Annotated in this window: 15 protein-coding genes; 7 read left to right on the top strand and 8 right to left on the bottom strand. The window is 71.2% G+C overall.

Features of this window, described 5'->3' with window-relative positions; all coding sequences use genetic code 11:
- Window positions 1-67: 67 nt before the first annotated feature.
- Complete coding sequence (locus tag B7X32_RS11485) at window positions 68-595, bottom strand: hypothetical protein (protein WP_292719621.1); 528 nt, start codon at window positions 593-595, stop codon at window positions 68-70.
- 234 nt (window positions 596-829) lie between these two features.
- On the opposite strand from B7X32_RS11485, the gene B7X32_RS11480 reads away from it, so the two are divergent.
- Complete coding sequence (locus B7X32_RS11480; RefSeq protein WP_292719619.1) at window positions 830-1,693, top strand: SDR family oxidoreductase; 864 nt, start codon at window positions 830-832, stop codon at window positions 1,691-1,693.
- A 29-nt stretch (window positions 1,694-1,722) separates the two neighbouring features.
- Here the strand turns inward: B7X32_RS11480 and B7X32_RS11475 are convergent, their stop codons facing one another.
- Entirely contained in the window at window positions 1,723-2,688 is a 966-nt protein-coding gene (locus tag B7X32_RS11475) for a hypothetical protein (RefSeq protein ID WP_292719617.1), read from the bottom strand.
- Window positions 2,689-2,752: 64 nt separating this feature from the next.
- Entirely contained in the window at window positions 2,753-3,724 is a 972-nt protein-coding gene (locus tag B7X32_RS11470; protein WP_292719615.1) for an alpha/beta hydrolase, read from the bottom strand.
- 253 nt (window positions 3,725-3,977) lie between these two features.
- Here B7X32_RS11470 and B7X32_RS11465 point away from each other — a divergent pair, with 253 nt between their 5' ends.
- From B7X32_RS11465 to B7X32_RS11455, 3 genes are all read left to right on the top strand, one after another.
- A complete protein-coding gene (locus B7X32_RS11465; RefSeq protein WP_292719613.1) occupies window positions 3,978-4,763 on the top strand; it encodes a response regulator transcription factor in 786 nt (261 codons plus the stop codon).
- On the top strand, window positions 4,760-5,053 hold the full coding sequence (locus tag B7X32_RS11460) for a hypothetical protein (RefSeq protein ID WP_292719611.1): 294 nt from the start codon (window positions 4,760-4,762) through the stop codon (window positions 5,051-5,053). Before B7X32_RS11465 ends, B7X32_RS11460 begins: the two co-directional genes overlap by 4 nt.
- A 134-nt stretch (window positions 5,054-5,187) precedes the next feature.
- Complete coding sequence (locus tag B7X32_RS11455; RefSeq protein ID WP_292719609.1) at window positions 5,188-5,508, top strand: hypothetical protein; 321 nt, start codon at window positions 5,188-5,190, stop codon at window positions 5,506-5,508.
- A 35-nt stretch (window positions 5,509-5,543) separates the two neighbouring features.
- On the opposite strand, the gene B7X32_RS11450 is transcribed toward B7X32_RS11455, so the two are convergent.
- Genes B7X32_RS11450 through B7X32_RS11430 form a run of 5 tightly spaced genes read right to left on the bottom strand, consistent with a single transcriptional unit; the run spans window position 5,544 to window position 9,648 of the window.
- Window positions 5,544-5,723 carry a hypothetical protein gene (locus B7X32_RS11450; protein ID WP_292719607.1) on the bottom strand — a complete coding sequence of 60 codons (180 nt, stop codon included), beginning with the start codon at window positions 5,721-5,723 and terminating at the stop codon, window positions 5,544-5,546.
- On the bottom strand, window positions 5,720-6,244 hold the full coding sequence (locus B7X32_RS11445; protein ID WP_292719604.1) for an NAD(P)H-dependent oxidoreductase: 525 nt from the start codon (window positions 6,242-6,244) through the stop codon (window positions 5,720-5,722). Before B7X32_RS11445 ends, B7X32_RS11450 begins: the two co-directional genes overlap by 4 nt.
- A gap of 28 nt (window positions 6,245-6,272) precedes the next feature.
- Window positions 6,273-7,601: an NtaA/DmoA family FMN-dependent monooxygenase gene (locus B7X32_RS11440; protein ID WP_292719602.1), complete on the bottom strand. Its 1,329-nt coding sequence runs from the start codon at window positions 7,599-7,601 to the stop codon at window positions 6,273-6,275.
- Entirely contained in the window at window positions 7,598-8,920 is a 1,323-nt protein-coding gene (locus B7X32_RS11435) for an aminotransferase class I/II-fold pyridoxal phosphate-dependent enzyme (RefSeq protein WP_292719600.1), read from the bottom strand. Before B7X32_RS11435 ends, B7X32_RS11440 begins: the two co-directional genes overlap by 4 nt.
- Entirely contained in the window at window positions 8,917-9,648 is a 732-nt protein-coding gene (locus B7X32_RS11430; protein WP_292719598.1) for a GNAT family N-acetyltransferase, read from the bottom strand. Before B7X32_RS11430 ends, B7X32_RS11435 begins: the two co-directional genes overlap by 4 nt.
- Before the next feature lie 288 nt (window positions 9,649-9,936).
- Here B7X32_RS11430 and B7X32_RS11425 point away from each other — a divergent pair, with 288 nt between their 5' ends.
- Genes B7X32_RS11425 through B7X32_RS11415 form a run of 3 tightly spaced genes read left to right on the top strand, consistent with a single transcriptional unit; the run spans window position 9,937 to window position 13,639 of the window.
- A complete protein-coding gene (locus B7X32_RS11425) occupies window positions 9,937-11,004 on the top strand; it encodes an ABC transporter permease (protein WP_292719596.1) in 1,068 nt (355 codons plus the stop codon).
- Complete coding sequence (locus B7X32_RS11420; protein ID WP_292719594.1) at window positions 11,001-11,954, top strand: ABC transporter permease; 954 nt, start codon at window positions 11,001-11,003, stop codon at window positions 11,952-11,954. Before B7X32_RS11425 ends, B7X32_RS11420 begins: the two co-directional genes overlap by 4 nt.
- Window positions 11,951-13,639 carry an ABC transporter ATP-binding protein gene (locus B7X32_RS11415; protein WP_292719592.1) on the top strand — a complete coding sequence of 563 codons (1,689 nt, stop codon included), beginning with the start codon at window positions 11,951-11,953 and terminating at the stop codon, window positions 13,637-13,639. Before B7X32_RS11420 ends, B7X32_RS11415 begins: the two co-directional genes overlap by 4 nt.
- Window positions 13,640-13,690 lie beyond the last annotated feature (51 nt).

Raw genomic sequence — 13,690 nt, 5'->3', positions numbered from 1 at the left:
AGGTTCCGAGTGAGCCGGTCTGACCGTGAGCCGCTCCGACCAGCAGCCCGTCCGGCTGTGAGCCGCGTCAGCGGCGCAGCGCGGCGGGGCGGGGCAGACCGAGATCCTCGATGAGGTCTCCGAGTGCGCGGTCGAGCTCGGCGCCGGCCTGCGCGATCTTGTTGACGCCGAAGCCGCCGAGCCGGGCGCTGGGCACCTCGAAGCCCAGCGTCGTCCCCGGCGTCTTCGACGTGTGCATCTCGATGCGCAGGGGCGAGGAGAGCATGGTGCCCGGATCGTGGCGGAACAGCCGCGCGGCGATCCCGTGGTGCGCGATCAGCCACACCACGCTGCGGGCGTCGCTTCCCGCGTGCGCCATGAGCGCGTCGGGGCGCGAGGTCCACACCCGGACGAACCCGCTCGGCGATTCCCACTGCAGCCCGCGCACGAACCCCGCCCAGTCGCCCCCGCGCAGCTCCGCCAACGCCTGGTCGTCGGACAGCGCGGGGACCGCCTCCTCGAAGGCCGAGACCAGCGCGTCGAACTGCGCGTTCGTCTCGAGCCGGATCCGCCGCCCCACGTGCTCGAAGACCGTCTCGTCCGCGTCGTAGCTCACCGGATCATCCTCTCGCAAGGACCTCGGCCTTCTCCCGCAACGATCGGTTGGCGGGTCAAGACCGCTGATCCTGCCGCGGACGGCGGTTTCACGCCGCTCCGCAGCCCTCGACCATGGAAGTGCCCCACGGCGTCGTGGGCCGGAACAGCAAGCCGAAGGACGTCGACGCCGCCGCACCGCCACGTTGCGGTCGCGTGCGAGACGGAGAACCCGCCTTCGGCGAGGAAGGAAGACATGGTGTGGCCAGAAGGTGAAGCGGCGTTCGTCACGGGCGCGGCATCGGGAATCGGTCTCGGGATCGCGAAGGCCCTGGTCGCGGCCGGGGCGGGAGTGGCGCTCGCCGATCTCGACGCGGCGCGTCTGGGGGACGTGGTCCAGGAGCTCCGCGATGCCGGCGGCACGGTCATCGGCATCCCGCTCGACGTGAGCGATCCCGACCAGTGGACGTCCGCGGCCGATCGAGCGGAAGCCGCGATCGGACCGATCTCGATCCTGTGCTACAACGCGGGCGTGATCGGCGGCGGAGACCTTGACGAGACGCCTATGAAGGTGTGGCGGTGGGTGCACTCGATTAATGTGGACGCGCAGCTCCTGGGCATCCAGACGTTCGTGCCGCGATTCAAGAGCCGTGGCGGACGTGCGCATGTGGTGAACACCGCGTCGATGGCCGGCTTGCTGCCGATCCCGCACATCGGGTCGTACGTCTCCTCTAAATTCGCCAGCGTCGGACTCACAATGGTTCTGCGCGCAGAACTCGCGGGCACCGGCATCGGGGTCTCGCTGCTGTGCCCGGGAAGCGTTGCGACCAGGATCACGCTCAGCGCCGCCGAACAGGAGGCGAAGAAGTTCGACACCGAGATGAACCCACACGCGGCCGCGAACGACGCGATGCTCTCGCACGGCGCCGACCCGGACAAGGTCGGCGAACAGGTCGTCGAAGCCATCCAGGATCGTGACTTCTTGATCTTCACCCACCGCGAGTGGGCGCCTGCCGTCGCCTCGATGCAGCAGGAGATCCTGGCGGCGCTCGAAGGATTCGACGGGCGACACGGTCCCGACGCCGCTGCGCAGGCGCCGGCCGGCGATCTGGCGCGCTGACCGGGCCCTGATTTCCGTTGCTGCGCCGTCTACACCGTCAGGCGGCGCAGCAGCTCCGCGGCGCCGTAGCGGATGCGGCCCACGGTGGTGCGCACGTCGTAGCCGAGCTCGCGGGTCAGCGCCTCATGGCGCGCCTGCAGCGAGGAGTGATGCATTCCCAGGTGCGCGGCGACGGCGCGGATGCTCTCCGCTTCGGCGAGCGCCAGGAGGATCTGGGTCGTGCGCTCGTCCAGCTTCCGCAGCGCGACGACGTCCGGGTGCGGGTGGGCCGGGTCGTAGGCCCGCGCCAGCACCAGCATCGCGCCGAGGATCGACGAGTCGACGACGGGGATCTCGTCGGTGGCGAGCCGGTAGCCGACGACCGCGCCGCCCCAAGAGGCAGGCGCGTTCTCCGCGCGTTCCCACGTGCCTATCCCCGCGCGACCGGGAAGGCGCGGATCCTCCTGCACGTCGATCGTCGCCCGCAGCAAGCCGTATTTCGTCGCGACGATCGTCGACGGCCGGCCGACGGGGGTGTCGTTCGCCGAGGTGGCGATGAGCCGCAGCCGCATGCCGGGGTCGATCTGCAGGCGCGCGAGCGCAGCGGCTCGCTCGTCGGCGGACCGGGTCTCGTCGATCGCGATCTCGAGTGTCGAGTCGGGGTTCCACCGCACGGAGAGCAGATCGATGGCGAGGGCGAGGCGTTCGACGATCATCTCGTCGCTGGCGAACGGCACTCCGACGCGCTCCAGCCAGACGCTCCATCCGTCACCGGTGCGGCGGGGGTGCTGCTCTGCGAGCGGCGCGATCTCCACCCGACGCCCGTCGGGGTCGCGGCGTGTGGTCCGTCCTCGCACTTCGGCACCCGCGATCGTGCCAGACAGCACCGCCGCGCCGCTGAGGAGGCCGTCCACCCCGACGCCTCCGGAGATCAGGGCGTCGAAGTAGGAGATGACCTTGAGGCTCTCACTGGCCTCCGGGTCGAATGCCGTCAACTTGCCTGCGAGTTCCTGCATGATGCGCTCCTCTGCGCCGGAAGACCAGTCTAAGACCGGGCGTTCCGGCGCAGAGCGGTGCCGACTAGGCCGCGAGGATCCTGGCGACCCACTTGTCGAGGTTCTCGTTGGACTGCTGCGAGATCCGTGCGTGCGGGGCGAGCATCTCGGAGCCGTGGAACCCGCCAGGCCACACGTGCAGTTCGGCCTGACCGCCGGCGGCCCAGATCGCCGACGCATAGGCGACGTCCTCATCGCGGAACACCTCGGCGCTCCCGCAGGAGATGAACGCCGGAGGCAGCCCCGCCAGGTCCACGGCGCGTGCCGGCGCTGCGTAGATGGAGACGTCGTCTCCGGCGCGGCGGTCGCCCAGCAGAGCGCTCCAGCCGGTGATGTTGCTGTTGCGGTCCCACACTCCGACACCTTCGATCTGCCGGGTGGACACCGTCGCGTCCCGATCGTCCAGCATGGGGCACTGCAGCACCTGTCCCGCGATCGCCGGCGTGCGGCGGTCCCGCGCGAGAAGACTGATCCCTGCGGCAAGGCCACCGCCGGCGCTGGTACCGAACACGATGAGGCGGGAGGCGTCGATGCCGAGCTCTGCGGCGTTGCGCGCGGTCCACACCAGTCCCGCATAGCTGTCCTCGACGGGGTACGGGTCGGGGAACTCGGGGGCGAGCCGGTACTCGACGGTCACGGCCACCGCATCGTGCTTCTCGACCCACGCGAGCACGGGTTCGATGCCGGCGAAGCGATCGCCGATGACCATGCCGCCGCCGTGGGTGTGATAGATCTCGGGGCCGAGACCGGTGTGGTCCGTCCTGCGGATCACCGTCACCTCGATCGTGTCACCCCGGTAACCGGGGATCTCGACCGTGTGCTGCGTCAGGGGCCGATCGGCGAGAAGGTCGTCGATGCCGGGCGTCATCGACGTCATCCCCTCGCGGACGACCGGGATCATCTCGGGCGTCATCGACGGCGGAATCTGATCCCCGAGCAGGGTCAGCACCGCCTCGAGCTCAGGGTCGAACGGCGGACGGGCGAGGGTGCTGGTCATGGAGACTCCTTCACTTTCGATGTCGAGCGCATCGGATCCCAGTGTCGGAAATCCCCGTAGGGCATGACACCGCCAGGTGCGGCGACTTGTCCTGCCGAGACCCGCCGAATGCGCGCTCCGCCTTTCACCCCTAGGGGTGAAGACAACCACCCGGCCGTTGGTTAGCGTGGGAGACAGCGACAGGGATCCGAAGGCCTGTCCCGCCCAGCCCCGCCGGGCGCAGCATCACAGAGGGAAGAAGGTCGGAGCCCCCATGAGCGAATCCGGTGACGACCAGCGCACGACGAAGAAGAGCACGGGTGCTCCGCTGCTGCGCATCGCGCTGGTGAACGACTACGAGGTCGTCGTGCGCGGTCTCGCGTCGATGCTGCGTTCGTACCAGGACGTCGTCCAGATCGTCGAGCTCGACCTGAACAAGCCCGTCAGCGAATCCGTCGACGTCGCCCTCTGCGACACGTTCGGATCCACCCACGGCGACAGCGCCGATGTGCGGAACCTCTCCGCGAACCCGCAGGTCGAGCGGGTGGTCGTCTACTCCTGGGCCCGCGACGAGGGCGCGATCCGCGGCGCGATCGCGGACGGCGCCGACGGCTACGTGTACAAGGGCATCCCCGCACGCCAGCTGGTCGCGGCGCTGCAGCAGATCTGCACCGGCGGCCCGCAGGTCTGGATCGACACCCAGGGCAGGCCCCCGATCACGGCGGGCGACTGGCCCGGCCGCGAAGAGGGGCTCACCGTCCGCGAGTCGGAGGTGCTCGCGCTCATCACGCAGGGCCTGTCCAACGCGGAGGTCGCCGAGCGCACGCACCTCTCCATCAACTCGGTCAAGACCTACATCCGCTCCGGCTATCGCCGCATCGGCGTGACGTCCCGCACGGAGGCGGTCCTCTGGGGCGTCGAGCACGGGTTCCGCCCCGACCGGCTGCGCGTGAGCGACCCGGAGATCCCCGCATCCAACGGAACGACCGGCGACCCGGACGCCGGGCCCCGCCAGGAAGCCGTGCCGCCTCGGCACGATGACGAAGGGAGCATCGCATGACGATGATGACTCCCGACTCACGGTTCGAGCTGCGACAGGTCGCGGGCGACGAGTGGATCATCAGCGACCATCAGTACGACGCGCACGACGAGCGGTCCGCCGTGGCATGCATCTTCCGGACCGAGGAGGGCTGCGAGGTCACCTGGCTGGTCGACTTCGGCCTGCCGACGAGATTCGTCTGCCCGGCGAACGTCGTCGAAGACCTCCGTCGGGCGCTCGCGCGCCGCAGGAAGCCGATCCCGATCCCCCACTTCGCGCCTCCGGCGGCACCCGTCCGCCCCGAGGTCTGAACCCGACGCACACCCCCTCCCGCGAGTCCGCAGCCTCGATCCCCTCGAGGACCGCGCACACGCATATCCGAACAATTGCGCTTTCTTGACACGGGTCTCGTGGCGATACAGCACACCGAATGAGAGAAGCCGACATGGGCGCCCTTTTCTATGGCAGTTCCGAGCACCAGATCGAGATCGACGATGTGGCTCTTGCCCATCTCAAGGTCGTGATCGCGACGAAGCTGCGCCGCAACGAGAGCTTCACCCTGTCCTGGCGCCACGACGAGGGGCAGCCGCGCGGCCGGTCGACGATCTGGCTGCACCCGTCCGTCCAGCTGCGGTTCGAGTTCGACGAGCCGGAACCGCCGGCCTTGGATCCCGCCCGCATCCAGACCTACGCGAACTCCGCCAACACCTCCGGAGGGATCCTCATCCCCGACGAGCACATCCTGGGACGCCGGGAACCGGTCTGAGGGCTGCGGTCGGCAGCCGGCTCGTCCGCCCCGGGTCAATACAGGGCGGCGAGCAGCTGCGCCCGGTGCGCGGCCTCCCGGCAGGCCGGCTCGAGTCGCGCGCCCTCCGCACCCGCACCCGACGGCGTCGCTCCCGTCGCGTCGCCGGAGGCCGCATCGGACGCGGCGGCGACGCCGGAGACCGCTGTCCCGGCCGGACGGAGGCGGACGTTCATCGCCCCGACTCCGTCCCGTTGCCGAACGCGTGGCTGATCCTCGGCCACTCGGACGCCACCCAGTCTCCGACGAGGGTCGCCCGCTCCTCGACGGCCGAGGCGGGGAAGGCCAGCCCGCGGGTCGGCACGCTCGCGCCGAGCTCGACCAGGAGCGGGCGAAGGGTCGTCTCCACCGCCAACGCATGCGTCGGAGCGCCGATCGTGAGCACCGGCACGGCGATGACACCGCGCAGCCCGTCGGATCCGTAGCGGTCCAGGAACGCCTTCAGCAGGCCCGTGTAGGCGGCCTTGTAGGTGGGGCTCGCGATGATCGCCACATCCGCGGTCGCGACCCGGCTCAGCAGGTCGTCGAGCCGCGGCTCGGGAAAGCGGAAGAGCCCCTCCGAGACGTCCGCGAGGTCGATCGTGGCGTCGATGTCCGCGCCGCCCCGGGCGCCGAGCAAGGAGGCCACCTCCTCCGCGACGAGACGGGTGCGCGAAGCGGGCTGGGGGTTCCCCACTAGCACGGCGATCCGGGTCATGGGATTCCCTCCGAGAGTGATGTCATGGTCAGAACGACGTGAGGTTGGCGCGCAGCCCGCCGTCGGCATAGCCGTCGCGCAGGATGCCGCGACGGCGAAGCACCGGCACGAGCTCGTCGAGCGTGCGGTGGATCGTGACCGGGTGGAGGTCGCCGGAGAAGATGAGCCCGTCGTTGCCCGCGTCGTCGCCGAGCGCCTGGATGACGTCGGCGATCTCCTCCGCGGTGCCGACCGTGCCGCCGCGCCCGTCCGTGATGCGCCCCAGCCGCGCCTTGCCGGCCAGGATGTCCCGCAGCGGCACCCCGTCGAAGGAGTCGTGGTGGCCGAGCAGTCCCCGGATCGTGCCCTTCGAGACGTGGTCGCCGAAGGCGACGGCCGGATCCAGGGGCCGGTCGAGGTCGAACGCCGTCAGATCCGTCTCCAGATCGCTGGACCAGGCTTCGGCGACCTCCCGCAGCACATCCTCGCCGGGCGACAGCGATGCCTGCACGATCCGGTCGGCCTCTTCGACGCTCGCCGCGACGATCGGCTTGAACACGAACAGGATCGAGACGTCCTCCGGGCTGCGACCCTGCGCGGCCGCGGCGTCGTGGACTCGCGCGCGGTACGCCCGGACGCTCTCGACGTCGAGGTTCGAGAGCGCGAGCTGGATCTCGGAGTTGCGTCCGGCGAAGTCGATCCCGCGCGGCGAACCGCCGGGCGAGGCGACGACCGGATCCCCCGCGGCCAACGGCTCGGCGTTGAGCGGCCCGTCGAACGAGAAGTACTGCCCGCGGTGCTGCACGGCCCGGATCTTGGATCCGTCCGCGTACACCTGCGAGACCGGGTCGGCGATGAGCGCGTCCTCGTCCCAGCTGTGCCAGAGCAGCCGCAGCGCATCCAGCCACTCCTGCGCCCTGTCGTAGGCCTGGTCGTGCGGCAGGCGCTCGGTGCCGAAGTGGTGGGCGCTGCCGACGTCGGTGACCACGTTGAGCCCCAGCCGATCTCCGCTCAGGTGCGCGAACGATGCGAACTGCCGCGCCGCGAGGTACGGCGGGTGCGACGCGGGGTTCGCCGTCGGGATGACACCGAGGTGCCGGGTCGCCGCGAACAGGTACGGGGCGAGGGTCCAGGGGTCGTGCTTGGGACCCCCGTACGCCTTGCGCACCCGCAGGTTCAGCGTCGAGGGGGTGATCCCGACCGACAGGGCGTCCTCGATGAGGACGAAGTCGAACCCGGCCTGCTCCAGATCCCGTGCGGACTGCTGGTAGAGGTCGGGGCGCTGCCAGGCGTAGTTCCACTCCTGGTACGGGCGGGCCCAGCCGTGCGGGCCGAAGCCGCGGGACAGGAACCAGCCGAAGTGCTGCGGTCGGGTCATTTCACTCCTGCTCTCGTGAGGATCTCCGCCTCGGCTGCCGCGGCGAGCGCCCGATCGAGGTCGGCGATGAGGTCTTCCGGATCCTCCAGCCCGATCGACAGGCGGAGCAGCCCCTGTCCGATGCCCGCAGCGGTGAGCTCGGCCTCGTCGCGCAGCACGTGCGTCGTCGACGCCGGGTGCAGCACGAGGGAGCGGGTGTCGCCGAGATGCGTCATCCGCGTGAACAGGGTCAGGGCATCGGTGAACGCCCGTGCGCCGGCGCGGCCGCCGTGCACGGTGACGGCGAAGACGGAGCCCTGGCCGCGGGGGAGGTAGCGTTCGGCGAGCCTGCGATGCGGGCTCGACACCAGGCCCGTGTAATCGACCGACGCCACCGCCGGGTGGTCCTCCAGCCAGACGGCGATCCTCGAGGCCGTCGCCGACTGGCGCTGCACGCGCAGGGACAGCGTCTCGATGCCCTGCAGGATCAGGAACGCGTTGAGCGGAGAGGGCGTCGGGCCGTAGCGCATCGCGACCTGCCTGGCCTGCTCCAGGAACGCGGCCGCTCCCGAACGCTCGACCCGGGTCAGGCCGTCCGCCGCGCGGTCGACGGCGAGGTGCGGGAACCGTGCTCCCGCGGCGTCCCAGGCGAAGCGTCCGCCATCCACGATGAACCCGCCGAGCACGGTGCCATGGCCGGCGAGGAACTTGCTCGCCGAGTGCACCACGACGTCCGCGCCGTGCTCGATCGGACGCAGCAGGTAGGGCGTCGCCAGCGTGTTGTCGACGATGAGCGGGATCCCGTGCCGGTGGGCGATCTCGGCGACCCCTGCGATGTCGAGCAGTTCGTTCTTCGGGTTCGCGATGGATTCGGCGAACAGCACGCGCGTCTCCGGGCGGATCGAGGCCTCCCAGGCGGTGAGGTCGTTCAGCTCGGCGACGAACGTCGCCCGCACGCCGAAGCGCGACAGGTCGTCGCGCAGAAGCTCTCGCGTGCCCTCGTAGATGCTCGGGGAGGCGAGGATGTGGTCGCCCGCGGAGACGAGGGACAGGATCGCGACCGCCACGGCGGCCTGCCCGCTGCCGACGAGCAGGGCACCGGCCCCGGATTCCAGATCGGCGATACGGCGTTCCGCGGCGGCGTTGGTGGGATTCCCCACCCTGGTGTACGAGAACCCGTCCGCGGCCCCCGCGAACCGGGCGTGCGCCTCGTCGAAGTCCTCGAACACGAATCCCGCGCTGAGGTGGATCGGCGTCGCCCGCGACCGGTGCGGATCGGCGTCGCCGGCGCCGGCATGCAGCTGCCTGGTCGCGAAGCCGAGGCCGGAGGATCGGGTCATGGCGTCCCCGCGAACACGCGATCGCCCGCGATCGCCGGGGTCCGCACGGCGAGGAAGGTGGTCCGCCGGCGCAGCGTGAAGCCCAGGCGCTCGTAGACGCGGATGGCTCCGACGTTCGCCGCGGCGGCGTGCAGCAGCGCCCGATCCCCCCGCCGCTGGATGTGGTGCGCGACATCCAGGACGAGACGCGAGGCGAGACCCTGCCCGCGGTGTTCGGCATCCGTCGCGACTGCGCTGATCTCCGTCCAGCCCTGCGGATGCAGTCGCTCCCCCGCCATCGCGATGAGGCGGCCGTCGCGCCGGATCCCGATGTAGCGCCCCAGCTCGACCGTGCGAGGGCGGAAGGGCCCCGGCTGGTTCCGCTCGACGAGGGCGAGCATCTCCGGCACGTCGTCGGCCCCCAGCTCGACCGCCTCATCGAACGGGAGAGGCCGCAGCGCGTCGGTCTGCACCAGCTGCACCCCGTCGCCGCGGCCGAGCTCCTCCCATCCCTCCGGGAGTTCGGGATCCGCACCGGAGATGCCGATCTCCTGCCCCGGACCGACCAACTCGACGAGCGCCTGCCACACTCCCGGGTGCTCCCAGGTGCGCACCGCCACGAACGGCGCGACGTCGGCCGGATACCGGCGCACCAGGTCGCCGCCGAGCGCGAAGGACGAGTGCGGCCCGGTCAGCGCATGCCACGCCGGGTTGTCGAGGACGTGGTCGTCGGGGGATGTGGTCGTCATGACGCGGATCCCTCTCCTCTCTTCGATGCGGGCCGTCTTCGATGCGGGCCGGGTGACCCACGGTAGGCGCAGCACCGGCGTTCTCGGCGACCGCGCCCCGGACTGTGTCGCCCGGTGTCACGATGCGACGCCGCATGACGGAGCACGACGGTTCTTGACCGTCTGCATCAGCAGGTGACCCCTGCCCGCGACGGGTGCCGCCGCCGATGGGAGCATCGCTCGGACGGAGCCCTCACGCTCCGCACCCATCCCCCGGATCCGTGCCGCGAAGCGCGAAAGGAGCACCCCATGTCGACAGCGAACGCGTCTCGATCGGCCGTCGCGCGCTACCTCGCCTCGAGACTGGGCCAGGCGGTGATCGTGCTGTGGGCGGCCTACACGGTGTCGTTCATCGTGCTCTACGCGCTGCCGAGCGATCCCGTCGCGCTCAAGACCGGCGGCGACGCCAGCGACGTCACCCCCGAGCAGCTCGCGGCGCTGAAAGCGGCCTACGGCCTCGACCGGCCCCTCGCCGTGCAGTACGTCCTTCGTCTCGGCCGCGTGCTCGCGGGCGACCTCGGCACATCGATCGACACAGGACGTCCCGTCTCCCAGGTGATCGGCGAGGCGATCCCGCCGACGCTCCAGCTCGCGGGCCTCGGGTTCGTCATCGCGGTCGTCACCGGCGCCTCGCTCGCCGTGCTCGCGACCTTCGTGCGCCGCCGTGCGCTGTCCGCCTTCCTGCTCGGCCTGCCGCCGCTCGGGGTGGCGATCCCCGCCTTCTGGTTCGGGCTGATCCTCATCCAGCTGTTCTCGTTCCAGCTGCCGCTGTTCCCCGCGATGGGCGACCGCGGCGTCGCGTCCCTCGTCCTCCCGTCCATCGCCCTCGCGCTGCCGACCGGAGCGATGATCGCCCAGCTGCTGTCGAAGAGCCTGACGGCCGCGCTCCGCGAGCCCTACATCGACACCGCTGTCGCCAAGGGTGCGAGCCGCGCCAGGATCCACCTGCGGCACGCCTTGCGCAACGCGGCGCTGCCGGCCCTGACGGTGACCGGACTCATCGTCGGTCAGCTGCTCAGCGGCACGGTCGTCACCGAGACGGTCTTCTCCCGCCCCGGCATCGGCCGCGTCACCGCGACCGCCGTGCAGCAGCAGGACATCCCCGTCGTCCAGGGCGTCGTGCTGTTCGCCGCCCTCGTCTTCGTCATCGTCAATCTCGTCGTGGATCTGATCTATCCGCTCCTGGATCCGCGGATCGAGCTGACATCGGCGCCGCGCCGCCGGCGTCGCTCGCGCGCCGCGACCTCCACCACGACCCCCGCTCTCACCGAGTCGACCTCGGTCGACATCGACGCCGTCCTGGAGGAAGTCCGATGAGCGACACCGTCGCCCTGCTGCCCGACGGCACTCAGCACCCCGCGGACGGATTCGGCGGGACAGCCGCAAACCGGTTCGACGACGCGGTCGCGGAGCGCGCCTCGCACCGCGGACGCGAGGCGTCCAGCCGGCGCCGGCGGAGCTGGTTCGCACGGCGCCCGGCGGCCGCGGCCTCCCTGCTCTGGCTCCTCGTCGTCATCGTCGCCGCGGTCGCGCCGGTGCTGCTCGCCCCCGGCGATCCGCTGACCGGCATCCCCGCCGAACACCTCCAGGCGCCCTCCGCGGCGCACTGGTTCGGGACCGACCAGATCGGGCGCGACCTCTACACGCGGATCGTGCACGGCACCTCGCTGACGATCAGCGCCGCATCTCTGGCCGTGGCCGTCGGCGTGATCGCGGGCTCCGCGATCGGCCTGCTGAGCGGGTTCGCCGGAGGGCGGACCGACGCCGTCCTGATGCGGGCCGCCGACGTGCTGCTCGCGATCCCGAGCCTGCTGCTCTCGCTCGCCGTCATCACGGCTCTGGGCTTCGGCACCGTCAACGTCGCGATCGCCGTCGGCATCGCCAGCGTCGCCTCGGTGTCGCGCATCATGCGCGCCGAGGTCATCAAGGTGCGCAACTCCGCCTATGTCGAGGCCGCGCGCGCATCGGGCAGCAGCGGCATCAGGGTGCTCCTCCGGCACGTGCTGCCGAACTCCACCGGGCCGGTGATCGCGCTCGGCGTGCTCGAGCTCGGCGGCGCGATCCTCGCCGTCTCCGCGCTGAGCTTCCTCGGATACGGCGCCCCCGCTCCCGCTCCGGAATGGGGCGCCCTGGTGTCCGGAGGCCGCGACTTCCTCCGCAACGCCTGGTGGCTCACCACGTTCCCCGGACTCGTCATCGCCCTCACCGTGCTCGCCGCGAACCGGCTGGCGCGCGGACTCGACACCGAAGGGACGGTCGGATCATGACCTCGGAGACCCCGCTGCTGGAGATCGAATCCCTGTCCGTGGCGTACCGGACTTCGCGCGGACGCGTCGACGCGGTGCGCGACGTGAGCCTGTCGGTCGCGCCCGGCGAGACCGTCGCGATCGTCGGCGAATCCGGATCCGGCAAGTCCACGACCGTGCACGCGGTGATCCGGCTGCTCCCTGGTGCCGCGGAGATCGCCTCCGGCGCCATCCGGTTCGACGGGATCGACCTCGCCACGGCGCCGAACGCGGTGCTGCGCTCCGTGCGCGGACGCCGGATCGGGTTCGTGCCGCAGGATCCCACCGTCAGCCTCAACCCCGTACAGCGGATCGGCACGCAGGTCGCCGAGGTGCTGCGCGTGCACGGGCTCGCCGATCGTCGCAGCGCCGCGGAGCGCGCCGTGCAGGCACTGGAACGCGCAGGCCTCCCCGATGCCGCGCTGCGAGCCCGCCAGTATCCGCACGAGCTGTCCGGGGGGATGCGGCAGCGCGTCCTCATCGCGATCGCGATCGCCGCCGACCCGCAGCTGATCGTCGCCGACGAGCCGACGAGCGCCCTCGACGTCACCGTGCAACGGCAGATCCTCGACCACCTCGACGAACTCAAACGCGAACGCGGCGCGAGCCTGCTGCTCATCACGCACGATCTCGGCGTCGCCGCGGACAGGGCCGACCGCATCGTCGTCATGTCCCAGGGCGGGATCGTCGAGCAGGGAACGCCGGAGCAGGTGCTGCGGGCGCCCGAGCATCCGTACACCCGCCGGCTGATCGCGGCCGCCCCCGGCCTGAACGCACATCACGACCCCGTGATCGCCGCCGATCCGGCGCCTGTCGTGCTGCGCGGACGTCCGGGCGATCCGTTCGCTCCCCGGGACGCCGCCGAGCGCCCGGCGAGCGCCCACGCCGTCCTGGAGGTCGACGCGCTCGTGAAGGAGTTCGCGGTGCCCGGTCCGGGCGGCGCCGTGCAGCGCGCCGTCGACGGCGTCGGCTTCCGGATCGAACGCGGCCGGACGCTCGCCCTGGTCGGCGAGTCGGGTTCGGGCAAGACGACCACCGCCCGGTTGGCGCTGCGCCTCACCGACCCGACCTCCGGATCCGTCCTGGTCGACGGCGCAGACGTCACCGCGCTGCGCGGCGCCGAGCTGCGACAGCTGCGCCGCCGGGTGCAGCTCGTGCAGCAGAACCCCTACGCCGCGCTGAACCCGCGGCTGACGATCGAGCAGATCATCTGCGACCCGCTGATCGCGTACCGCCTCGGAGACCGGGCGCAGCGCCGCGCACGGGCCGCCGAGCTGACGGATGTCGTCGCGCTGCCCTCCTCGGTGCTGCACCGCAGGCCGTCGGAGCTGTCCGGCGGGCAGCGGCAGCGCGTCGCGATCGCCCGCGCTCTCGCGATCTCGCCGGAGCTCATCGTGCTGGACGAACCGGTCTCCGCCCTCGACGTGTCGATCCAGCATCAGATCCTCACGCTGCTGAGCACCATCCAGCGCGAGTTCGCCCTCAGCTACCTCTTCATCTCGCACGACCTCGCCGTCGTCCGGCAGATCGCGCACACCGTCGGTGTCATGCGGCGCGGTCGCATCGTCGAGTCCGGCACGGCCCAGGAGATCTTCGACCACCCCCGCACCGACTACACCCGCACCCTGCTCGACGCGATCCCCGGCACCCTGCGGATCCCCCTCTGACCGTCCCCCACCCGATTCCCCCCCCCAGTCCCCGCACCGGACCGCACCCCC

Origin of the sequence: Microbacterium sp. 13-71-7, from assembly GCF_002257455.1 — a bacterium.
In the GTDB taxonomy this organism is placed as follows: Bacteria; Actinomycetota; Actinomycetes; order Actinomycetales; family Microbacteriaceae; genus Microbacterium.
This window is presented reverse-complemented; position numbering and strand designations above follow the sequence as displayed.